The sequence below is a fragment of the Lysinibacillus sphaericus genome, assembly GCF_015844675.1.
GTDB classification, from domain to species: domain Bacteria; phylum Bacillota; class Bacilli; order Bacillales_A; family Planococcaceae; genus Lysinibacillus; species Lysinibacillus sphaericus_E.
Genome location: NZ_LDGC01000005.1, coordinates 39,222 through 61,959, shown reverse-complemented (window position 1 = coordinate 61,959; position 22,738 = coordinate 39,222). Strand labels below are relative to the sequence as shown.

Annotated in this window: 22 protein-coding genes; 21 read left to right on the top strand and 1 reads right to left on the bottom strand. The window is 34.0% G+C overall.

Going from position 1 to position 22,738, the window contains the following annotated elements:
- From ABE34_RS01920 to ABE34_RS01875, 10 genes are all read left to right on the top strand, one after another.
- Positions 1-1,599, top strand: coding sequence for a DUF4179 domain-containing protein (locus tag ABE34_RS01920; RefSeq protein WP_206700633.1), 1,599 nt, complete (start codon positions 1-3; stop codon positions 1,597-1,599).
- A gap of 663 nt (positions 1,600-2,262) precedes the next feature.
- Positions 2,263-2,622 carry a response regulator gene (locus ABE34_RS01915; RefSeq protein WP_094075061.1) on the top strand — a complete coding sequence of 120 codons (360 nt, stop codon included), beginning with the start codon at positions 2,263-2,265 and terminating at the stop codon, positions 2,620-2,622.
- Positions 2,623-2,630: 8 nt separating this feature from the next.
- On the top strand, positions 2,631-3,260 hold the full coding sequence (locus tag ABE34_RS01910) for a hypothetical protein (protein WP_197140036.1): 630 nt from the start codon (positions 2,631-2,633) through the stop codon (positions 3,258-3,260).
- Complete coding sequence (locus tag ABE34_RS01905; RefSeq protein WP_197140035.1) at positions 3,253-4,149, top strand: diguanylate cyclase domain-containing protein; 897 nt, start codon at positions 3,253-3,255, stop codon at positions 4,147-4,149. Before ABE34_RS01910 ends, ABE34_RS01905 begins: the two co-directional genes overlap by 8 nt.
- Before the next feature lie 610 nt (positions 4,150-4,759).
- On the top strand, positions 4,760-5,806 hold the full coding sequence (locus tag ABE34_RS01900) for a Fic family protein (protein WP_197140034.1): 1,047 nt from the start codon (positions 4,760-4,762) through the stop codon (positions 5,804-5,806).
- A 589-nt stretch (positions 5,807-6,395) separates the two neighbouring features.
- The gene (locus ABE34_RS01895; protein WP_197140033.1) at positions 6,396-7,709 is read left to right on the top strand and encodes an HBL/NHE enterotoxin family protein; all 1,314 of its coding nucleotides are present in this window, start codon (positions 6,396-6,398) and stop codon (positions 7,707-7,709) included.
- 31 nt (positions 7,710-7,740) lie between these two features.
- The gene (locus tag ABE34_RS01890) at positions 7,741-8,973 is read left to right on the top strand and encodes an HBL/NHE enterotoxin family protein (protein WP_197140031.1); all 1,233 of its coding nucleotides are present in this window, start codon (positions 7,741-7,743) and stop codon (positions 8,971-8,973) included.
- A 29-nt stretch (positions 8,974-9,002) separates the two neighbouring features.
- On the top strand, positions 9,003-10,115 hold the full coding sequence (locus ABE34_RS01885; RefSeq protein WP_197140030.1) for an HBL/NHE enterotoxin family protein: 1,113 nt from the start codon (positions 9,003-9,005) through the stop codon (positions 10,113-10,115).
- Positions 10,116-10,352: 237 nt separating this feature from the next.
- A complete protein-coding gene (locus ABE34_RS01880) occupies positions 10,353-10,577 on the top strand; it encodes a hypothetical protein (RefSeq protein WP_197140029.1) in 225 nt (74 codons plus the stop codon).
- Between the two features lie 171 nt (positions 10,578-10,748).
- Positions 10,749-11,144, top strand: coding sequence for a VOC family protein (locus ABE34_RS01875; RefSeq protein WP_197140028.1), 396 nt, complete (start codon positions 10,749-10,751; stop codon positions 11,142-11,144).
- Positions 11,145-11,298: 154 nt separating this feature from the next.
- Here ABE34_RS01875 and ABE34_RS01870 read toward each other — a convergent pair whose 3' ends face one another.
- Positions 11,299-12,156 carry a LysR family transcriptional regulator gene (locus ABE34_RS01870; RefSeq protein ID WP_197140027.1) on the bottom strand — a complete coding sequence of 286 codons (858 nt, stop codon included), beginning with the start codon at positions 12,154-12,156 and terminating at the stop codon, positions 11,299-11,301.
- Positions 12,157-12,341: 185 nt separating this feature from the next.
- Here ABE34_RS01870 and ABE34_RS01865 point away from each other — a divergent pair, with 185 nt between their 5' ends.
- The 11 genes from ABE34_RS01865 to ABE34_RS01815 all read left to right on the top strand — a co-directional run bounded on the left by ABE34_RS01865 (position 12,342) and on the right by ABE34_RS01815 (position 22,607).
- Positions 12,342-13,262 (top strand): DMT family transporter, encoded by a 921-nt coding sequence (locus tag ABE34_RS01865; RefSeq protein WP_206700631.1) that lies wholly within the window; start codon positions 12,342-12,344, stop codon positions 13,260-13,262.
- A 236-nt stretch (positions 13,263-13,498) separates the two neighbouring features.
- Positions 13,499-14,773 carry an NtaA/DmoA family FMN-dependent monooxygenase gene (locus ABE34_RS01860; RefSeq protein ID WP_197140025.1) on the top strand — a complete coding sequence of 425 codons (1,275 nt, stop codon included), beginning with the start codon at positions 13,499-13,501 and terminating at the stop codon, positions 14,771-14,773.
- A 173-nt stretch (positions 14,774-14,946) separates the two neighbouring features.
- Positions 14,947-16,032: a sensor histidine kinase gene (locus ABE34_RS01855; RefSeq protein ID WP_197229825.1), complete on the top strand. Its 1,086-nt coding sequence runs from the start codon at positions 14,947-14,949 to the stop codon at positions 16,030-16,032.
- Positions 16,033-16,224: 192 nt separating this feature from the next.
- Positions 16,225-17,586 carry an ethanolamine ammonia-lyase subunit EutB gene (locus tag ABE34_RS01850; protein ID WP_197140169.1) on the top strand — a complete coding sequence of 454 codons (1,362 nt, stop codon included), beginning with the start codon at positions 16,225-16,227 and terminating at the stop codon, positions 17,584-17,586.
- Positions 17,587-17,601: 15 nt separating this feature from the next.
- Positions 17,602-18,468, top strand: a complete 867-nt coding sequence (gene eutC / locus ABE34_RS01845) for an ethanolamine ammonia-lyase subunit EutC (protein ID WP_197140021.1) — start codon at positions 17,602-17,604, stop codon at positions 18,466-18,468.
- A 30-nt stretch (positions 18,469-18,498) separates the two neighbouring features.
- Complete coding sequence (locus tag ABE34_RS01840) at positions 18,499-18,960, top strand: ANTAR domain-containing response regulator (protein WP_197140167.1); 462 nt, start codon at positions 18,499-18,501, stop codon at positions 18,958-18,960.
- Between the two features lie 337 nt (positions 18,961-19,297).
- A complete protein-coding gene (locus ABE34_RS01835; protein WP_197140019.1) occupies positions 19,298-19,759 on the top strand; it encodes a hypothetical protein in 462 nt (153 codons plus the stop codon).
- Between the two features lie 17 nt (positions 19,760-19,776).
- Positions 19,777-20,085 carry a hypothetical protein gene (locus ABE34_RS01830; protein ID WP_100544670.1) on the top strand — a complete coding sequence of 103 codons (309 nt, stop codon included), beginning with the start codon at positions 19,777-19,779 and terminating at the stop codon, positions 20,083-20,085.
- Positions 20,086-20,087: 2 nt separating this feature from the next.
- On the top strand, positions 20,088-21,353 hold the full coding sequence (locus ABE34_RS01825) for a glutathionylspermidine synthase family protein (protein ID WP_197140017.1): 1,266 nt from the start codon (positions 20,088-20,090) through the stop codon (positions 21,351-21,353).
- A gap of 66 nt (positions 21,354-21,419) precedes the next feature.
- Positions 21,420-21,833, top strand: a complete 414-nt coding sequence (locus ABE34_RS01820; protein WP_197140015.1) for a DUF350 domain-containing protein — start codon at positions 21,420-21,422, stop codon at positions 21,831-21,833.
- Positions 21,834-22,166: 333 nt separating this feature from the next.
- Positions 22,167-22,607, top strand: coding sequence for a GNAT family N-acetyltransferase (locus tag ABE34_RS01815; protein WP_197140014.1), 441 nt, complete (start codon positions 22,167-22,169; stop codon positions 22,605-22,607).
- Positions 22,608-22,738: the final 131 nt, after the last annotated feature.

Below are 22,738 nucleotides of genomic sequence, written 5' to 3'. Positions count from 1 at the left end.
ATGGACGATTTAATAAAAGAAAAAGTGAAGTACGATCAAGTAGATTATCCTAATGAGAATGAAATGTGGAGTAAAATCATCCGTAAACAACAAAATCATAATTATAAAACTAAAAAACATAGCTATAAACCCCAAATTATATTAACTGCCATTATGTTTACAATTGTTTTATCAGTCACACCTGTATTTGCCAAATATACAACAGAAATCTTGGACTGGATGCGAAATATGAATAGAACAGGCGTTATTACTTCTTTAGAAAATGGCTTTGGACAGGAAGTCAATAAATCAGTAGAAAACGAAGCTGGTGTATTAAATATTCATAATGTAATTTCAGATCAAAATGGTACTACTATTAACTTTAGCTTAGATATTGATCACGATTATCCAATAGATTATGCAGACTTCGAACAAGCATTACTAAAAATAAGTGACGGCAAAGAAATAAAGATGGAGGCTAACGCAGTATATAATCAGGAAACAGATCAATTAGTAGGGATTCTAAAAACAGATGAGGAAATCCCACACTACAGCAATGTTACACTTCAACTTGGTGGTGTAAAGGAGATACAGCAGAAAAGTATAGGATTAAAAAATGTAGTTCAATCGAACGCGTTCCCTGAAAAGATTACTATTAATCAAGATGGAATATCAAAAATAGATTTCATTTCAAAGGATTATCAAAACGGACAATATATATTGGATTATCTTATCGACCTGGAAGAGTCCAATAACATAGAAGACGCATATGTATCTTATAAAATTCAAGATGAAACCATTGCGAGTTTTGGCGTCACTCATAAACGCCCTCAAGCAAATGTCATTAAAAGAAGTGATTCACTAGAGATACAAAAAGAAGCGGTAGAAAAATTAGGGGTATTTTTAAGTTATACTGATACAGTAAGTTATAAAACAGAAACGTGGAACCTAGATTTCCAATATAATCAAGATCTTGCTAAAAAGTCTACTTTTGTTATGGATATAGACGAAAAAATTGAGATAGGCTCTCAGCAACTTCATTTTAAAGAGCTTGTCATTACACCGAGTAAGGTGAAGCTTTATTTTGATGAAAAAAATATAGATTCTAATTCTCTAGGTCATATCAATTATCGTCAGATTAAATTACGTATTGGTGAGCAGGAATTGTCGGGATATTTTGATAAAGATTATATATCTTTTGAAACACAGGAGCTAATAAAGGATATTACGAATAAAGAAATTTCACTTACTTTAAATGATGCGAAGGTTTCTTATGAAGCTAAAAAGCAAGACAAAGTAGAGCTAACAAATATTTCTGATGTGCCAAAGTCTATCAAAACAGAGTTAAACGGGTATCCAATTGATATTACCTACTACACGAAAGGTAATGATTTAATTGTTGAATCAGAAAGTAAGAACGAGCAATTTGGTGGTATCACACAAAATGTTATTTATCAAAATGGCAAAAGAATCTTTGCTGAAACTCGTTCAAATGATGGAGTGTTAAGAACACATAACCAAGTAGAAACATTTAAAAATATAAAAGAAAAAGATATTACATTAAACTTCTTCCTTTATACAGTCAATGAAGATCGAGCTAAAACTATTATTTTACAGTAAATCGTTTGCGGTGTAGATTTAACTTCTTTCAGCAAGACAGTACACGACTAATTGAATTGTACGTCATCTAAAGCTACGCTACTTTAAGGCACTTGATAATAAAAGAACGATCAATAGAGTATAGAAAAAGCGTGTTTTGATTATTTCAAAATGCGCTTTTTTTCCTTTTCTATATAGGCTTAAATTCACCGTGAACTTGTAAATATAATTTTCGATGTTGAAACGACTGTTTTTATTCAAGCTGGTACTGTGTTAGAGGTTTATTCTAACAGTTCTTTCTTTCATTCATATGAAGATATTGTTAACTCGCTATCGATTTCTCAATACCAATAAAATCGGAAGAATGAATGATGCTATTCATTTAAATGTGTGTAATAAATTATTTTGAAATAATATTTTTTCTCGATATGGAACCATATTAGGGTTAGATTATTTTGCACCATTTACCCGGAATCTGCGCTCTAGGGCATCGCTTTTTTAACCCAACGATGAACTCGAATGTATCCTTTAGTGAAATATTGATACCTTGAAGAATAATTAGTAAAAAACTTTTTATAGATATTTCACCAACATTTAGAGAACTAGTTAAATATTTTTCAAATAAAGAATAATTGTGATACTATTTTAAGAAACATGATTTTAATAGCGGAGGATAAAATTTTTATGAAAGTACTTGTAGTAGATGATTCCGTGTTTTCTCAAAAAACAACAATACAAACATTAAAATCTATTTACCCTGATGCTGTTTATGAAACAGCAAATGATGGTGTTGAAGGTATTGAAGTATTTGCAACTTTTCTACCTGACCTTGTATTTATGGATTTATTAATGCCTAAGATGAGTGGACAAGAGGCAATTAGACAATTATTAGAGAAATATCCAACGGCTAAAATTATCGTGCTTTCAGCTGACGTACAATTGGCGGTTCGTGACGAGGTTTTATCTGCTGGAGCGTTGGCATTTATTAATAAACCGATAAATGTTGCGAAACTGAAGGAGATAGAATTATTGATAGAAGGGTGATTTAGTTGTTGACAACAACACAAGAGGATATATTGAAAGAGCTGTATAATGTATTTGTCGGCGAGGCAGCTAACTTATTATCAGAAATTCTTCAAAAAAGAATTTTTTTGTCAGTACCAGAGATAACGTTACTAGGGTTACAAGAATTAAAGTCTGGCAATCAAGAAGAGCTGACTCCTGTAATAAATGGTACAGTACTATCTACCTCTTTAAAGTTTGGTAATGTCTTTTCTGGTAGAGCAGATTTTATTTTTCCGGCAGAGCAAATTAAATATTTGACTGCGCTTTGCTTAGGGGAAGAATATACAGAAGAGGATGCTGAACTTTCATTTAATGATGAGGATTTTGATGTTGTAAAGGAAATAGGCAATATCATTCTAAATTCCATTATGGGCGGTATGGGAAGCCTGTTGAAAATGAAGCTAGAGTATGATGTGCCACAAGTAATTTTACATAATGCAGGAGAGTTTTATAAAACACTTACTAGCTCTGGGGATAGTAATGTGTTATTACTTTATGTAAGTTTTGATGTGGATAATTCAAAGGTACTAGGCATTATCTTAATTAAGTTTTCATTAGAATCAATAGAATTTTTAATTCAAAAAGTGGACGAGATTAGTAGGGATTTGGATGAATGATTTATATGTAGCGATCGTCAATCAGCTAGATAATGGCATTATTTTATTGGATGAGCAATTGAACATTCAATTATGGAATAAATGGTTAGTCAAGTACACAGGTAAAAGTGAAGATGAGGTTAAAGGTTTACCGATCACTACAGTTGTTCCACGTTTTGATAAAAAGATTTATGCCTATATGTTTGAAAAGGCTTTGTTGGATAAACAAAAAAGCTTTTGCTCAGCAGCGATGCATCAATATTTTGTGGAACATAAGTGTGCAAAGATGAAGCCAACTCGTCAAAATATTTTAATTCAACATATACAAATAGAGCATACATCGTATTTAATGATAGAAATTTATGATGTATCTAACCATTATAAACGCATTCAAAACTTAAATAAGTATTTAAAAAGTTCAATTGATCTCTCCAAAAATTTGGAGCACTTTGTTTATTATGATAGTTTAACGAATTTACCGAATCGTAAATCTGTGTTGGATCGGTTGGAGCGTTTAATTGAAGAGAATCAGGTATTTTCCCTATTTTTCATAGATTTGAATGGCTTTAAAGCTGTAAATGACCAGTATGGACATCTACAGGGAGATTTATTACTACAAATGTTTGCGGAACGGTGCAAGCAATTTACTCAAAAGCAGGAAGTCTGGGCGCGTCTTGGCGGAGATGAATTTGTGTTATTAGTTGAACATATGACTATGCAAGATGTAGTTGAACAGTATACAGCTAAAATACATGAATTTTTACAGGAGCCGTTTAGCATCGAGGAACAGCAAATTGTGATTTCAGCAAGTATTGGCTGTGCACGTTTTCCACAAGATGGGGCTACAGCAAAGCAATTATTAAATGTAGCAGATAGTCAAATGTATCTTCAAAAAGCAAAGAAAGCATAAAGAAATAGAGCGTTGAGCTTCATCAAGGCATAATGCGGCACTCTTGGTTTTGATACCAAGAGTGCTTTTTGTTGTGATTAAGATCGATATTATGCATTTAACCGATGAAATAAAAAAATGAAATAATAACAAGCGGATACCATGTCTAATTAAGATATGATATCCGCTTATTTCTTTCATTATTAATGCTAAAAAAGGACGAACAAAATGGTTAGTACACATAAATAAAAGTTTAGCTAGCAATTGATATACACAGTAAAAGGACACAAAATGGTCATTCAATTAATAAGCGTAATAAAAATGTCGGAAAATTACACAGAAATGTCACAAAAATAATAAAGATATCAGTACATTTAAAAGATAATATTCCGATATTTAATAATATCTAACGTCTATATTCATGAAGCATTCATAAAAAGAAATTTCAAAATCAAGAGTAACTTTATACAAAAATTTGGAATGATAAATTAATCCTCTTTCTTTAAAAAGTAAAAGCTCTATTAAACCGGATGTTAGTTGAAAAGTAATACTAGAATAACATTAGGAACTCCTATAAAACAAAAAATATTCGTGTAATAGAGCATGGAGAGATAGTGGCAGGAGGAAAAAAATGAGAAATTTTTTCGAAGATCCGTACATAAATATTGATCAGCAACTAATAACTTTAGTCAGTGAAATTAGTGAATATAAAGGTATGTTGACCGCTTATAAAGAGCAAAGACCTGATATATTCACAAGCCTTGAAAAAGCTATACCCCTTCAATACATAAAAAACTTTATTTCAGTTTATGAGGACATAAAAGTTTCAAATAAGCGATTAAAAGAACTTATTTTAGATGATATGATACCCCAATCAATTTCAGAAGATGCGATTTTTTGTTTTTATGAAACTTTGAATCTTGTACAAAAAAAATCTCGTACTTTTTCTATAAGTCCAGATACTATACAAGAATTGCATTTTCAATTAATTCATTATAATACCTCTGACAGTGCGAAATGGCGCCAAAAGCCATTTTCTATCCCAGGAATTATTCCTGAAAAAGGAATGCACACGATTTGTTATCGTCCTCTTCCACCTGAAAATATTCCACAGGCTGTAGAACAATTATGCAACCAGTACAATTTATTAAACCGCAAAAAAGAGATGCCTACACTTATATTGATCGCTCGTTTTATATTGAATTTTTATTGCATAATCCCTTTTAGTCAAGGTAATGGTAGATTGACACTAATGTTCATGCAATTACTATTAGTAAAAAGCGGACATACATTTGTGAAATATGTTTGTTTAGATGAATATATAAAGAAAAGAGAATCTGAATACTATGAAGCTATATTTAAATCATCGGTTAATTGGTATTGTAATGGACATAATATGAACTTTTGGTTAAAAGAGTTCTTGATGATTATTTTAGAGGCTTATAAAGATTTACATAGCAGAGTACTGGATTCTATATGTAAACATACTAAGGTAGAGCGAATTCAAAATTTCATTCACAATCAACAACAACCTTTTACAAAAGAGTGTATCCGAAGCATTTATCCAGATATAGCCGAAAGTACAATTAGTAAAGCTTTAACTGATTTACAATTATTAGGTGAGATTAAACTTATTTCAAAAGGTAGAAATGCGCGCTGGATGACAGTCCAATCTTAGTTTAGGTGAGCTAATAAGTTTTACAAAACACAATAAACGTCTAATTAAAGAACCAATTGCTAATCTTCAATAAGCAGTTGGTTCTTTACATTTCAATCTAGAAACATGCAAAATCTCAAAAGATCCTTGTAACTATAAAGTCAAGGATATCCCTCAACGCCCTATGGCATTACTGAAATGACCGACATCGTGCTAGCCCATGCGTAAGCACAAAGCCTATTCCGGAAGTAATTATACCAAGGAATAAATTGATAGAATTATTCCAATTCATCTAATTCCCCCATTATTAACAAAAATATGTCATTATTCAGACGTCAGACGACTGAACTTCGCTGTATTTTGACACATTCAGATGGTTATTGTTAATATTAATCAATTTTTAGACTCAAAATTACAGTGAAATAGCCTATTTTAGCTTGAAATGGGTTAATTTCGTAGTTATTTGCCAAAAAATGTGTACATGTCTAAAATTTACATCATAGGAAATAGAAAGAATTTTTCCTAAACTCAAGTAAATTGGGGGGTGCTCAAAATATATATAAAAACGTATGAATTATTATGAAAAATATTAAATAGGGAGGTAAATAGAATGAAAAGGAAATTAATTAAAGGATTAATGATAACATCCATTGTTGCAACAGGAGTTATTCCTGTACACACTTTTGCAACACCTATTGCTCAAGCAGAAATTCAAGAAGAGAACATGACTCTTTCTTCATCTTTAAGAAAATTAGGTGCACAATCTAAATTAATCCAAATGTATATAGACCAATCTTTAATGAACCCGAATGTGCAGCTAGATGAAGTACCAGCTTTACATACAGATCAATTTCTAATAAAACAAGATATGAAAGAATGGACATCGGAACTCTATCCAAAGTTAATTCTAATTAATTCAAAAAGTAAAGGATTCGCCACTAAATTTAATAGCTATTATCCAACATTAAAAGAATATGTAGATAATAAGGAAGATAAGGAAGGTTTCCTGGATAGGCTGGAAGTCCTTCAAGAAATGGTTATGACAAACCAAGAAAATATTCAATATCAAATTAATGAATTAACAGATCTTCAATTACAGCTTGATAAAAAACTTAAAAATCTCGATACTGATGTGGCAAAAGCTCAGGAAGTACTTAGTTTAGAAGGAACAGGGAAGATAGACAAGCTAAAAGGCGAATTGCTTGATACTAAAAAATCAATTCAAGATGATTTGCAAAAAATTGCCTTTCTACCAGGAGCTTTAAATGAGCAAGGACTAAAAATATTCCAAGAGATCTATAGTCTTTCAAAAGATATCATTGAACCAGCTGCTCAAACAGCGGCGGTAGCGTATAACAAAGGAAGAGAAATTAACAACGCTATTTTAGAAGCAGAGAAAAAAGCAGAGCAAGAAGCAAATGAAAATGGTAAATCTGCTTTAGAGATTGAAGCTGCCAAAAAAGAAGCGCGTGAAGCAATTGAGAAAAATAATAAAGGTGAAATTGCAGCAGCAGCAGCTACAAAAGCGAAAGAGTATGACCTTATGAAAGTAATTGACTCAGAAAGAATCAAGAAAACATATAGTACCTTCGCTGAAGTAAATAAATTAAAGGCTGAACAACGAGAATATTTGGATGGTTTGGAGCAAAAAAACCAAAAATTATATGATTTAACAACGAAACTATCGATAGCAGACTTACAAAAATCAATGCTTCTTTTTATGCAACATGATTTGCATACATTTGCTAGCCAAGTGGATGTAGAACTTGACCTATTGAAACGCTATAAAGAAGATTTGAATTTAATAAAAAATAGTATCGCAAAATTAAGTACTGATGCTGATAACAATCTATCACAAAAAGATACATTAAGACGATTAAAAAGTGTAATTGGTCAACTTGAAGAACAAGTTCATAAATTTTGATAGTTTATCGAAAAATTAGGAGGGATTAGATTTGAAGAAATTTTCATATAAAGTGTTAACCGTGGCTACTTTGGCAACGGTTATAACCGCAACTAACAGTGGCACTATTCAGGCGCTTGCGCAAGAACAGGTCACTCAAGAACAAAAAATTGGCAATTATTATACATTAGGACCTGAAGGACTGAAGAAAGCGTTGGCTGAAACAGGTTCTCATATTCTTGTAATGGATTTGTACGCAAAAACAATGATTAAACAACCAAATGTAAATCTATCAACTATTGATTTAGGTTCTGAAGGGGGAGAGTTAATCAAAAATATTCACCTTAATCAGGAACTGTCTCGAATCAATGCGAATTATTGGTTAGATACAGCGAAGCCAAAAATTCAAAAGACAGCACGTAATATTGTAAATTACGATGAACAATTTAATAATTATTACGACACTTTAATAGACACTGTAAAAAAGAAAGATAAGGAAGGGCTAAAAGAAGGTATTGGTGATTTAATCAGTACGATTGATACAAATTCAGAAGAAGTTACAGCCGTCATAAAAATGTTAGAAACCTTCAAAACAAAGCTATATACAAATACTATAGATTTTAAAAATAATATTGGTGGTCCAGATGGGAAGGGTGGATTAACGGCAATATTAGCGGGCAAACAGGCATTAGTTCCGCAACTTCAAGCTGAAATTGAGAATCTACGTTCCACTCAAAAAGCACATTTTGACAATGTACTAGCCTGGTCAATTGGTGGTGGATTAGGAGCAGCCATTTTAGTTATTGGAACTATTGCAGGAGGAGTAGTAATTGTTGTAACTGGTGGTACAGCAACTCCGCTTGTTGTCGGCGGCCTTACAGCTCTCGGTGCAGCTGGTATTGGTTTAGGAACAGCAGCTGGTGTTACGGCATCTAATCATATGAACTCTTACAACGAAATATCGAATAAAATCGGAGAATTAACGATGAAAGCCGATTTTGCTAACCAAGCGATTATTTCTCTTACTAACGCAAAAGACACTTTGACATACTTATATCAAACAGTGGATCAAGCAATCATGTCTCTAACGAATATTCAACAACAATGGAATACAATGGGGGCAAATTATAAAGACTTATATGATAATATCGATCAAATGCAAGATCATAAGCTCTCTTTAATACCTGATGATTTAAAAGCGGCTAAACAAAGTTGGAATGATATTCATAAAGATGCGGAGTTTATTGCAAAAGACATTGCTTTTAAACAAGAAGATAAAAATTGAAAATAAAATACTTATAGGAGGAATATTAAATGAATAAAAAATCACTTTACAAAGTACTCGCTGTATCGACGTTTTTAACTTTGACAACAACTTCGATAGTCTCTCCAGTAGCAGCATTTGCAGAGACAAATAAAATTGAGCAAACAAGCAATAGTGATACGTCTCTTTCAGCAAATGAAGTGAAGATGAAAGAAACTTTGCAAAAGGCAGGACTTTTTGCAAAATCTATGAATGCCTATTCTTATATGTTAATTAAGAATCCAGATGTGAACTTTGAAGGAATTAATATTAATGGATATCCGGATTTACCAGGTAAAATTGTACAAGATCAAAAGGATGCTAGAGCACACGCTCTTACATGGGATACAAAGATTAAAAAACAGCTTATAGATACATTAACAGGTATTATTGAATTCGATAACAAGTTTGAAAATTATTATGACATAATTGTAGATGCAATAAATACAGGAGATGGAGAGACGTTAATAGAAGGAATTACAGATTTACGAGAAGAGATTCAACAAAATCAAAAGTATGCACAACAATTAATAGAAGAATTAACTAAATTAAAAAAGGATATTGGACAAGATATTAGAGAGTTTGGAAGTAACAAAGAGCTTTTACAGTCGATTTTAAAAAACCAAGGGGTTGCAGTGGAGGATGATCAAAAGCGTCTAAATGAAGTTTTAGAATCAGTAAACTATTATAAGAAATTAGAGTCTGATGGCATAATAACAGTATCTGTGCCTTCTATTCCTACGTGGATTGCTGGTGGTGTTATGTTGGGGATAGCAAGAGAACAATTAGGTCAATTAGAACCGTTATTAGCACAATTAAGACAGACAGTTGATTATAAAACAACATTAAATCGTGTAGTTGGCGTTGCACATAGTAATATTAGTGAGATGTACAATTCACTTGATGATGCTATTAATGCCCTTACTTTTATGTCTACGCAATGGAATGACTTAGATTCTCAATATTCAGGAGTACTAAGACATATCGAGAAAGCGTCTGATAAAGCGGAACAAAATAAATATAAATTTTTACTACCTAACTTGAAATCAGCTAAAGACAGCTGGAAAACATTAAAAATAGATGCAGATACATTAAAAGCAGGGATAAAAGAGTTGAAAATATAACCCGTTGTTACTCCTGCTAAATAATAAAATAAGAGGAAACAAAAGAGCGAGAAGTTAGTCACTTCTCGCTTGTTTTGCTTTGACTCTAGATTAATAAATCTGATACGACCTGAACAATTAGCAAGAAAAAAATGATTGGTAATAAAATTTGAATCCATTTTGTTTTGATATAAGGGATGACCTTTAAACCTAAGAACGAGCCAACGATAGAGCCAATTACCTAAATTAGGACTTCAAATGCAAGGCTTACATGAATCGATTAAAGTAGTGGAAGCAGGGTACGGTATGACTTTAGCACCGTCCTACAGTGTAACTGAAAGTATATCAAATGGAAAACTGGCTAGGGTGTATGTAGATCATGCAAATATTCAGCAAAGTTTATTTATATGTACACGCAAATCAGATATAGAAGAGCATCCATTTATTCAGTATTTAAAAGATCATTTAAAGGCTATTAATTAACTAATTTAAAAGAAAAAGAACCAAAGTAGAGACTAGTATTAGAATGCCTATTCCCGATTTTTTTCATAGAATTTCTCTTCTTTATTATTTCCATTCCTTGTCATAATAATATATAGTAATTGTACTCAAACACAGTGAGTAAATTAATTCTTTACTAATAAGGAGGATAACATGGGGAGATTAGTTCATTTTGAAATTCATGTAAGTGATATGGAACGAGCAAAGAAATTTTATGGAGAGGTATTCGGATGGTCATTTCAAGATTGGAGTGATTATGCAGGAATGCCTTACTTTGGAGCGGTAACTGGTAATGCGGACGAGCCAGGAATCGATGGTGCTTTAATGCAACGTCAAAGTGCTTCTCCGGAACCAAATCAAGCTTTAAATGGATTTGCTTGTACAATGGGTGTGGAAAATTACGATGTAACGGAAGCTAAAATTATTGAGAATGGTGGCACAGTTGCAATGCCGAAATATGCTCTTCCTGGAATGGCGTGGCAAGGATACTATATGGATACCGAGGGCAATATATTCGGTATTCATCAGCCTGACAAAAATGCAAAATAGCACCATAATAATTATTTTTTAATATAGGTTCTCTGCATCTTTTTTAGCCAAATATAATTAACACAGGACGCTTGGTAATAGAAACCAAGCGTTTTTTTGTCCATTCAAAGATATTATTGGCAGAAAAAAAGACGTATGAATGATAGAAGTAACCTTATTTATGTTGATGCTCAGCAATTGTTTTTAAAAAACATTCCATCGAATTTGTCATATATGCATCTTTTCGTCGAATAAAGACGGTTGAAATAGTACCGTATTTTTTTGGAATTGGATGACAATACACCTTACCTGTAGTAGAAAGATGCTCAGCGGCTGATTGTGGTACAAGTGTAACCCCAAGACCGATGGCAACACTGTTTAAAATTGTCTCTAATATATTAAATTCCATAATTCTTTTTGGTAGTAAACCCTCATCTTTGAGCCATAGTTCTAGCTTGGAACGATAGCCGCAACCTTGATTAGAAACAAGGATAGGTGTAGTCATAAATTCTTCTATACGAAAGGATTTGTTTTGTGAGATGAGAACAAGATTCTCGGTAAATACATCATATTGTTCTAAAACTGGATGTTTAATCGGTCCAGTTATAAATGCACCATCTAATTGGTGATCCGCTACTTCTTTAATAAGTTCCTCCGTTAAACCAGCTTGTAGTGTTAAGTCGACATTCGGATATCCTTTATAGTACGACGCTAGGATGGTAGGTAATATACTTACTGTTTCAACTGTACCAATTTTTAAAGTACCAGTCGGTGTATCACTATCTAAAAATACTTGTTTCATTTCCTCGACATCTTGCAAAATTTTAGTAACGTAAGCGAGCATTTTTCGCCCTTCAGGATTTAATGTCATCCCTTTTTTATGGCGGTAAAATAGCGGCGTTTTGAGCTCCTTTTCTAATAGCTTAATACGTGCAGTTACATTGGATTGTACATAATTTAATTCTTTTGCAGCATGGCTAATGCTCCCGTTATTTGCGACGCTTTTGAAAATTTGTAAATCTCGTAGTTCCATCGAGCTTTCCCCCTTAAAAACTATCATTATAAATGATAGTTAATATCACTTTCAATCATTTTACGTGATGTATTTTCTTTTTTATAATTCTCATTGTGCATTTCATAGTAGTTTTAAAGAAACGAGGAAAAACAGTGAGAAGAAATCAAATAGTAGTAGGCGTGATCGCATGTTTAATTGCAAGTATGTCATGGGGAGCCATGTTTCCAGTTGCAGATCATGCACTTGAATATATAAATCCACTCTATTTTTCAACTATTCGATATGGAGCGGTATCGATTGTATTAGTCATTTTATTATGGATGAAAGAAGGGAAAAAAGCATTTCGGTTAGAAGGGAAAGGTAAATTGCTCGTCTTTTTTGGGACGATGGCATTTACAGTTTACAACGTGCTTGTTTTCTTAGGCCAAATGTTAATGGGGAAATCCGGTGTTATGGTAGCGTCGATTATGGAAGCACTTATGCCGATGATTTCGATTGCTATTCTTTGGGGCTATAAACATGTGAAACCGAAGAAGTATATGATTAGCAGCATGAGCATTGCTTTTGTTGGGGCTATTTTTGTTATTACAAAAGGCGATATGGGTTTCTTTCTTACACTAAAACATAATCTAGTTTCGCTATCATTCATTTTAATTGGTGTTGTAGGTTGGGTCATCTATACAATGGGCGGTCAAACATTTAATGATTGGTCTACGCTACGCTATTCTACATTAACATGTGTATTTGGCACAGCTGTAACAGGTATCATCACAATGATCATGACGTTACAAGGGGTTGTATCAGTCCCAAGTACGGAAACAATTTTTGCTATTAAATATGATTTATTGTTTATGATGACACTACCGGGTATTGTAGCATTGCTTAGTTGGAATTACGGTGTGAAAATCCTATCATCCATTAACGGGATTTTATTTATTAATTTCGTTCCAATCACTACATTGGTCATTATGATGATACAAGGATACAACATAACAATTTTTGATATAGTAGGGACCTTGCTTGTTATTTCTGCTCTTATTTGGAATAACATCTGTCAGCGGAGAGAAGAAAATACGATTTTGCAGGTTATGCATGAGGAAGAAGAATTGCGGCAGGCAGTTTAATATTCACTGTGAAGGATTTTTTTCTAACTTGTATTTTTGCACATTTTTAGTAAAAAATTTATATAAGAGAGCATGTTTTTATTAATTGAAAAAACATGCTCTCTCTTTATTGGATCTGTAATAGATTATTTTCATTGTTTAATATATTGATACACTCTTTATTTCATTGCCTTATTAGAAAATAAACTTTATGATGGTATTGATAATCATTTTCAATTAGAAAAGGAGAGTGTAAATTGACAACAAAAAGACATCTTATAATTGGGATGCATTTAGCGGTGAATGGTGAGCAAGGCAAAAAGGGTGCGTTAATTGATGAACATATTGCATTTGCAAAGCGTGCTGAGGCAGCGAAGTTAGATTTTGTATTTAAGGCAGATTATTTAATAGCGCATCCTGAATTAATAGCTAAAATGAAAGGAACAGTAGGGCTAGATCCAAGTCTTTTAATGGCGACGGTGGCAAGAGAAACTAAACAAATTGGTTTGGTAACAACAGTATCAACATCATTTAATCCACCTTATATTATTGCGCGCCAATTACAATCCTTGAATTGGATTAGTGAAGGGCGTATAGGTTGGAACCTAGTAACATCAATTGATGGAGCATCTAATTTTAGCAACGAGTTGATGCCTTCGTCAGAGGAGCGTTATGCAAAGGCAACAGAATGTAAGGATGTTGTACAGCGACTATGGCATAGCAACCCTTATGAAATATTAGAGGTAGATGGAAATATAGAGAAAATTAAAGAGCTTGTGAAGCCAATTAACCATGATGGAGAGTATTTTCATGTAAAGGGACCATTAAATATACCTATGCATCCAGCGGGTGATATTCCTCTATTCCAAGCGGGAGCATCGGATACAGGCCGTCAATTTGCAGCAGCAGTTTCAAATGCTATTTTTGCTGCTACTCCAGATATAGAAGTAGGTATTGAATTACGTAATGACTTGCGCAAGCGAGCTGTTGAGTTAGGGCGTTCGGTAGATGACATACGTTTATTACCAGGATTGTATTTCTTTATTGGTGATACATATGAGGAGGCATTAGAAATGCATCGTAAAGCACACGAGCATTTAACTATTGAGCGTCGCTATAATGCCCTAGAATCCGTAATTGGAATGGATATTCGTCATTTAGCTCTGATGGATTGCGTAACAGCAAATATGTTGCCGCCAGAAAATCAAAAAGTACGTAGTAAAACGCATGCTCATCTCGTGCGCCGATATATTATAGAAAATGAGCCGACTGTTGAAGAATTGTTAGAACGCCCAGAGGTAATTGGCTCTGCACATCTTGTAGCAATTGGTACGCCACAAAATATTGTGAATCAAATTGTGAATTTTTATGATAAAGGAGCAATGGATGGCTTTATAGCTGTGCCAGGTGGACCTGCAAAATCTTTAGATTTATTCTTTAGCGATGTTATTCCGAATTTAGTAGAACGTGGTTTATTCCGAGCTGATTATGAAGGTAGCACATTGCGTTCACACTTAGGATTAGATGTATAATGAACAATCGAAAAAACTGAAATAGAAAAGGACAAGGCGGTGTGAATAAACACGTTTGTCCTTTTCTATTATTTTTACTAAATTTTGTTTAATACTCTCTAATAGATGTATCGCATTGAACACAATTTTTGTTATAGTGTTTGAAAAACTAGAGAAAGGGGAAGTGCGTTAATATGATGGGAATGTTAGATTTAGAACGATTATCAAATTTATCAAATGAACAGTGTGAAATTATTTTAGGTGTAGCCCAAAACCTTCAAATAATAGCTGACCTTTCTCAAGCGGATATTTTTATCAACTGTCTTTTAGAAGAAGATAACGCTTCTTTAATTGTAGCTGAGGCAAAGCCTACTACTATAGCATCTTTATATAAAAAAAGTTTGCTAGGGAAAATAGTATTTGATGAAATGGAACCAGGTGTATTATTTAGTTTGAAAACCGGGAAACCAGTTTTTGGATCAAGAGGAATTACGGAAGAGCGTGGAATCATGCAACAAGATATTGTTCCTATAAAAGACCCGTATGGGGAGACCATTGCGGTATTAATAAAAGAAAGAGATATTTCACAGGTAGTGCAGAACGAAAGAAATATAGAGCAACTTATGAAAGCGACTACTAGCGGAGACAAGCAAGGGGTCTTTCAAGCCATTGTCGTTCAGGAAATTCATCATCGTGTTAAAAATAATTTACAAGTTATTTCTAGTTTATTGAGATTACAAATGCAACGTACTCACTCGGAAGAAGTGGCTGAGGTATTTAATGACAGTATATCTCGAATATCTAGTATGGCTTTAGTTCATGATTACTTGGCCCAGCGTGGAATTGAGGAAGCTGATATTAAACTTTTAATACAACAAATTTCTACTTTGTTAGTTTCCTCGTCTATTATTCCAGATCAACATATTGCTGTGTCTGTAGAAGGAGAGTCGATATTCTGTCCTTCAGATAAAGCAGCAGCTGTAGCACTGATTGTTAATGAGTTAGTTCAAAATAGCATTAAGCATGCTTTTCCTTCAAGAAATTACGGGGAAATTGCTATTAATTTGAGACAACGAAAGCAAATGGTTACGATTACAGTAACGGATGATGGATGTGGAATTGGTAATCCTTTTTCGATAGGCGATCTGTCATCTTTAGGATTACAACTTGTAGAAATGTTAGTTGAAGAGAAACTACAAGGCGTTTTGTCATTCCCTATTTTTGAGGAAGGGACAAAAGTTTCAATAACCTTTCCGATTGTATCTACCGAGGTTAAATAATACTAATCAGTGAAGCTGATATTGTTTTCGAACTATTTACAAAATATTTGCTAGTAGTGTAGAATGAACTAAAATAATAGCTAAGGCAAAGGCGCCTTTCACGCCCGAAGAAAATTTTCTTCAGGGATATGTGGAAGCGCTTTTTTTTTGTTTAATTGCAATCTTTAACATAATAAAAAGGGGTGTTAAATGATGAAATTGTCTTGCGTAGTAAAGGGAACTTATTATACGTTTTCGTCGGTAAAGGAGGTACTTGCAAAAGCCAGTGAAGCAAAATCCGGGGATGTGATGGCTCGTGTAGCAGCAGAATCATCACTTGAGCGTATGGCAGCAAAAGTAGTACTTAGCGAGATGCAGCTGAAAGAAATTTACGAGAATCCGGTTATTCCTTATGAGATCGATGAAGTAACACGCTTAATTTATGATGATATTAGCAACACGATTTATAAAGATATTCAAAATTGGACAGTCGGTGAACTAAGAAACTATATTCTGTCATCTGATACAGGTACAGATCAGTTATTGAAACTTTCAAGAGGACTAACAAGTGAAATGATTTCAGCAGTTGCTAAACTAATGTCAAGCATTGATCTTGTTCTTGCTTCACAGAAAATGAAATATCAAGCACATTGTAATACGACAATTGGAGAGCCTGGTCGTTTAGCTTTTCGTTGTCAGCCTAACCATCCAAATGATGTCCCAGAAGGTATTTTGTATTCAATAAAAGAAGGATTATCCTATGGAGCAGGTGATGCAGTTATTGGTATCAATCCGAATGTGGATACAATTGAATCCGTGAAAAAACTTTTGACACTTTCGCATGAATTTATTGAGAACTGGCAGATTCCAACACAAAATTGTGTATTAGCCCATATAACAACACAAATGGGGGCTTTAAAACAGGGTGCGCCTATCGCACTAATGTTTCAAAGTTTAGCAGGTACACAAAAAGGGAATGAAGCGTTCGGTATATCTACAAACATTCTTGATGAAGGTTATGAGATGATGGCTCGATATGGTACATCTGCTGGCCCAAACTTTATGTATTTTGAAACAGGACAAGGTTCGGAAGTATCGTTAAATGCTGATTTTGGGGTAGATATGCAAACGCTTGAATCAAGAAGTTACGGTTATGCACGTCACTGGAAGCCTTTCATGGTGAATACGGTTTCAGGCTTTATTGGACCAGAGACACTTTATGATGGACGCCAATTAATTAGAGCGGATCTCGAAGATGGATTTATGGGGAAATTACATGGCTTACCAATGGGTATTGCTCCAACTTACACAAATCATATGGATGCCGACCAAAATGATCAGGAAGTTGCAGGTATCATAACGGCAGTTGCAGGTGCCAATTTTTATATGGGAGTACCGGGTGGAGATGATGTCATGCTGAATTATCAAGATACAAGCTATCACGATGATGCTAGTTTGCGTGAGATTCTAGGATTACGACCACTTCGAGAATTTGAAAAATGGTTGGAGAATATGGGCCTAATGGAAAATGGAAAGTTGACAAAACGAGCAGGAGACTTATCAATTTTTGATTGAGGAGGGGAAATCAAAATGGATATTCAAGAAATTCAAGATATTGTTCAAAGAGTAGTAGAAGAAGTACAGAAAAACATGAATTCGCCAAAAAACGATACCGCTCAAAATAAAGAAGAAGTCATACATTTTCCAGAAGTACGTATAAAAGGGGTAGACAAGCCGAATAACGCCGAATCCATTGAACGAGCACAAAGTATTACACCTGCGCGTATAGGTATTGGTCGAACTGGCACTCGAATGTTGACGACAAGTTATTTGCAATTTTTAATTGACCATGCAGCCGCACAGGATGCTGTATTAAGAGATGTCAGTGATGATTTTCTTCAAAAGATGAGTTTACACAAGCTAGAAACAAAAGCTAGTGATATGAAAACTTACTTAATGGATTTAGATGCTGGACGAAAGTTATCAGATGAATCTATTAAGTATCTTGAAAAAAACGGAGATAAGGGCAAAGCGGTTCAAATTATTATTTGTGATGGATTGAGTTCCTCTGCAGTAGAAGCCAATGTTGTTGATTTACTACCTGCTTTAATACAAGGGCTAAAATTAAAAAATATAAGCGTCGCAAAACCGTTTTTTATTAAGCGAGGTCGTGTGTGGGTGCAAGACGAAGTGGCTGCTATTGTTAATTGTGACCTTGTTATTTCGTTGATTGGCGAAAGGCCAGGTTTAAATACAGATGAAAGCTTGAGTGCTTACATGATTTATCGGCCGACCGAAAAAACAGTTGAAGCTGATCGGACGGTCATTTCAAATATTCATAAAGATGGGTTGACTTCACTTGAAGCGGGTGCTTATTTATCTGATTTAATCGAACAAATGCTTTTAGCAAAGTGCACAGGCGTTTCATTTGCGCAACAAAGGAATATCAACATATAGAAAACTTCCTGCAAGAAAGGTTGTGGTGTGATGAAAAAACGGATTCTAATTGCTGAGGACGAACCAATTATCAGGCTGGACTTAAAAATGTTGCTTCGGAAAAACGGTTATGAGGTAGTCGGGGAAGCAGGAAATGGTGATCGAGCGATCGAGCTCGCTTTTAAATTAAAGCCAGATCTTGTGTTAATGGATATAGAAATGCCAAAATTAAATGGGTTAAAAGCAAGCGAAGTTATTGGGCGGCAGTTAGATATACCAGTGTTGTTGATTACTGCATTTAGTCAAAAAGAATTTATAGAGAAGTCTAGGCAAGATCATATTATGGGCTATTTAGTTAAACCCGTTTCTGAAGGTAGCTTAATTCCCGCAATGATGATTGCATTACAACAAGCTAAGAGAACACAAGCATTAAAACAATCTTTACAACTAACACAAGCAAAAATTCAAAAGCGAAAGATGATTGAACGAACAAAAGGGCAACTTGAAGGATGAAGTTTTTAATAAAACGCTAAAGAAAGTAAGTAGTAAAAAACTTAATCTCACTTAAACTAGAAAGGTTAAATCTTTCTAATTTAGGTGAGATTTTTATATTCAAAAATAATACAGGTCGTTGTGGTGGAGTACTTGAATGTATAAAAGTTTCTCTCTACTTAACCTTATGTGAACTAATAATGCAGATAGGTTTAAACCCTGCTGATACATAAGGTGAAGTTTAGTAGAATAATATGAAACTATTTATAATTCTCAGTCGTATAAAAAAAATAAGGAGCTTCTGGATAGAAAAATCTACGATGAATACAAGAACAATATTTATAAAGGGAAGTGTGTTATGCAATTCGAAGGTGCAATGTTAGAATATCGTTTGCAAAAAGGTAAAGACAAGTTTGAACCAATCTATTATTATACTAATATTGACTTGCCGCAAATTCTAACAAGAAGAGAATGTGAATTTTTTATTAAAGAAGGTAAGACTTATAAACAATTGTCTTCTGCTATTGAAGATGAGTTATTCGTGATTTATGTAGAATTGTATGAAGAAACACCAATTGAAATGCAAGAGCTCTTATGTGAAGGTATTAAACTTGAAATTCGTGAAGTAAATGCCAATAAAAATCATCCGCTAATAACATTTGAATATATGGAAAATCATTTAGATATTTTAAGCATGATCGGCAGTATATATACATATATCGAAGACAAGGAATGGGAGCGGGACTCAGCTGAAATTGATGAAGACCGAGGTGTGTATATTTTATATGTTACGCCAACAGGATATACGCTTGCAACATAGGAAGGTGGATTTTTAGTATGAAGAAAACCAAGAAGATGATGACAGGAGCATTAGCTGCTGCGGCTTTGGTAACGTTAACTGCTTGTGGAGAAGAAAGGGGATATGCAGAGCCAACAGGAACGGATTGCGATGATTGGGATTGGGATAAGGAGACGGGTACGTATTATTGCGATGATAATGATTCAACTTATGCGCGTAGTTACTACCATGGTGGGAAATATTATGGAACAAAAACATCATTACAAAAAAGTGCTGACTATAAAACATATGTATCGAATTATAAATCAGGAATAGGCAGTGGTTCAAAAGGCGGTTTTGGAGGGTAAAGATGAACCGATTTCGAGAGAATCGACAACAATTTTTTAGCCAAATAAAGGATTTTTGGCATGACATATATGGGATGGAATATGCTCTATTTGATATAAAGAGAGAAAGTGCAGAAACGATTAATAGGATTCGCCAAGCAACTGACCAGATAGGCCATATTTTTTATAAGTCGGCTGCTTTGTTGCGTATGGTAGATGATGAGACACTTTTGCGCCTTGGATTTCCCACTGAAACTCACTCTTTCATCCGTTTGCAAACACTTCCAGTAGAAAGTGTCATTGCTCGTTTAGATTTAGTAGTGACCGATGAACAAGTAAAATTGCTTGAAATAAACGCAGATACACCTACATTTATAAAAGAAACTTTTTTTGTGAATGGAAAAGTTTGTGAACAGTTTGAGATGCAAAATCCAAACGAAGGATGCGAAGACCAGTTAAAACAAGCAATTTTGAAAGCTGTAACGTCGTCGTTTCGTACGAGGAGAAAATATGCAGCTAGCAATATTGTTTTCGCAGCACACTCGGAACATGAAGAAGATAAATTGACAACAATGTATTTAAAGGAACTCTCTGGATTAAAAAGTCAGTATATGGACTTTAATCACCTACAACTTGTCGATGAGCCAATTTTAGAAAATGAAGAAGTTGTCCTATCACAAGGTCTTTATGATAGAAGCGGAGAAAAAATCGATGTTTTATATCGACAGACGTATCCTATTGAACATTTGATATATGATGAAGATCCTATAACGAAGGAAAAAGTAGGTCAATCGTTAATGAAGCTAGTGGAACAACAAGACTTAGCCATTGTGAATCCTCCTTCTGCTTTTTTACTACAATCTAAGGCAATAATGGCGCTCATTTGGGGGCTACATGAGGAACGACATTCTTTTTATACACCTGAAGAACATAACGCAATACATAAATATTTTTTACCAACTTATCTAGATCCAGATGTTTTTTTACAACAAGGACAAAGTTTTGTGAAAAAGCCTTCATTTGGTCGCGAAGGGGACACTGTTGAGATTTTTTCAAATACAGGTAAAAAAATTGCGGAGGATATTCATAAAACATATAAAGAAGAACTTCCTGTTTATCAACAATTTATAGAGCTACCACAAACTATGATTCAGACAGAACAAGGTCCAAAACGAGCGCATTATATGTTTGGTTGCTTTTATATTAATGGTAAGGCAAGTGCAATAGGTATTCGCGCAGGGGGACAAATTACAGATAACGGATCTTATTTTCTACCAATAGGCTATTAGAAAATTGTAAGAATTTAAAAGTAAAATGAAACAAACTGAAGCACGATAAAAGGAGTGTGTATTGGAATGGGATATTTCTCATTAGATAGTTTTTTTAATTTTTTATTATATACAGGGACAGGGTTAATTCTTATTTTGATTGGGATTGTTGCATTTGCTTTTACAACAAAATTTTCAGAGTGGAACTTAATTAAAGAAGGCAATATGGCCGTTGCATTAAAGCTATGGGGAAAAGTAATTGGATTAGGCATCACATTATATACAGTATGGTCTTCAAGTGTTCATATAATTGATGCATTTATTTGGGGGTTAATCGGAATTGCTACACAAGTAGTTGTGTATTTGATTATTGAATACGTGTTAACACCAAAAACAAGCTTGGAGAAAAAAGTGGAAGAAGGAAATACTGCAGTAGGCTTCAGCTTATTTGCAGTGGGCATTACGGTAGGATTAATTATAGCAGGAAGTTTATCGTATTAATAAAGTATATTTGATAAAACTATAATAATACATTAAAGGGAGTATGTTTTTTTATGATGAAAAAACATGCTCTCTTTATTTTTAATGTTCACACGTTATGGTGATGAGTAGAAATATAGAAGGGATATTTCCCCGTATACCGAAATAAACAAGAGTACAAATAGAGAGCAATACTTCTATATAATTGTACAGTTTAACGATGACTACCATCTTATGAGGAGTGATGTAGTATGTATATAAAAATAACAGGTTGTTTTATCGGTAGGGGAATACTTATTTAGTAGAGAGTTCGTGATCAAGGATTTCTCTACTACTAGAGGAGGAATCGGTAGTTTGATTAGTTTAAGATCAATAGATCAAAGTAATTGGGAAGCTTGTATTCGACTGAAGCCTAAGCAGGAACAGGAAGACTTTATTGCCTCAAATCTGTATTCAATTGCAGAAAGTAAATTTTTACCACACATGAAGATAAAGGCAATCTATTGTGAAGAAATACTTATCGGTTTTGCAATGTACGGGATCGATTCGGATGATGGAAACTATTGGGTATATAGATTCATGATTGATGAGCAATTTCAAGGGCGTGGACATGGCAAGAGCGCAATGAAATTGATTATTGAAGACATCCGGAGTAGTGATGATCACACTGATGTCATCTGGCTTGGGTATCAGCCGGACAATGAGCAAGCAAGAAAACTATATGCCAGTTTGGGTTTTAAAGAGTCAGGAAAGGCTCCTTGGGGAGAAATGCTAGCAAAATATAGTTTTCAATAGAATGTTTGAATGAATAATAAATGTTGCGTAACTAATGTGTACAACTAATCGCTCCCATGTTGCAATAGCTTGAGTTACAATTATAAATCTATGTCAACATAAAAAAGTAGCATTTTACACAATGTAAAGTG

Excerpts from the sequence above, each read along its gene's own strand:
- ABE34_RS01895 (WP_197140033.1), top strand. The coding sequence starts at position 6,396 with ATGAAAAGGAAATTAATTAAAGGATTAATGATAACATCCATTGTTGCA.
- ABE34_RS01885 (WP_197140030.1), top strand. The coding sequence starts at position 9,003 with ATGAATAAAAAATCACTTTACAAAGTACTCGCTGTATCGACGTTTTTA.
- ABE34_RS01855 (WP_197229825.1), top strand. The coding sequence starts at position 14,947 with ATGATGGGAATGTTAGATTTAGAACGATTATCAAATTTATCAAATGAA.
- ABE34_RS01880 (WP_197140029.1), top strand. The coding sequence starts at position 10,353 with ATGCAAGGCTTACATGAATCGATTAAAGTAGTGGAAGCAGGGTACGGT.
- ABE34_RS01915 (WP_094075061.1), top strand. The coding sequence starts at position 2,263 with ATGAAAGTACTTGTAGTAGATGATTCCGTGTTTTCTCAAAAAACAACA.
- ABE34_RS01830 (WP_100544670.1), top strand. The coding sequence starts at position 19,777 with ATGAAGAAAACCAAGAAGATGATGACAGGAGCATTAGCTGCTGCGGCT.
- ABE34_RS01900 (WP_197140034.1), top strand. The coding sequence starts at position 4,760 with ATGAGAAATTTTTTCGAAGATCCGTACATAAATATTGATCAGCAACTA.
- ABE34_RS01920 (WP_206700633.1), top strand. The coding sequence starts at position 1 with ATGGACGATTTAATAAAAGAAAAAGTGAAGTACGATCAAGTAGATTAT.
- ABE34_RS01835 (WP_197140019.1), top strand. The coding sequence starts at position 19,298 with ATGCAATTCGAAGGTGCAATGTTAGAATATCGTTTGCAAAAAGGTAAA.
- ABE34_RS01840 (WP_197140167.1), top strand. The coding sequence starts at position 18,499 with ATGAAAAAACGGATTCTAATTGCTGAGGACGAACCAATTATCAGGCTG.
- ABE34_RS01865 (WP_206700631.1), top strand. The coding sequence starts at position 12,342 with ATGTCATGGGGAGCCATGTTTCCAGTTGCAGATCATGCACTTGAATAT.
- ABE34_RS01850 (WP_197140169.1), top strand. The coding sequence starts at position 16,225 with ATGAAATTGTCTTGCGTAGTAAAGGGAACTTATTATACGTTTTCGTCG.
- ABE34_RS01820 (WP_197140015.1), top strand. The coding sequence starts at position 21,420 with ATGGGATATTTCTCATTAGATAGTTTTTTTAATTTTTTATTATATACA.
- ABE34_RS01905 (WP_197140035.1), top strand. The coding sequence starts at position 3,253 with ATGAATGATTTATATGTAGCGATCGTCAATCAGCTAGATAATGGCATT.
- ABE34_RS01870 (WP_197140027.1), bottom strand. The coding sequence starts at position 12,156 with ATGGAACTACGAGATTTACAAATTTTCAAAAGCGTCGCAAATAACGGG.
- ABE34_RS01875 (WP_197140028.1), top strand. The coding sequence starts at position 10,749 with ATGGGGAGATTAGTTCATTTTGAAATTCATGTAAGTGATATGGAACGA.
- eutC (WP_197140021.1), top strand. The coding sequence starts at position 17,602 with ATGGATATTCAAGAAATTCAAGATATTGTTCAAAGAGTAGTAGAAGAA.
- ABE34_RS01825 (WP_197140017.1), top strand. The coding sequence starts at position 20,088 with ATGAACCGATTTCGAGAGAATCGACAACAATTTTTTAGCCAAATAAAG.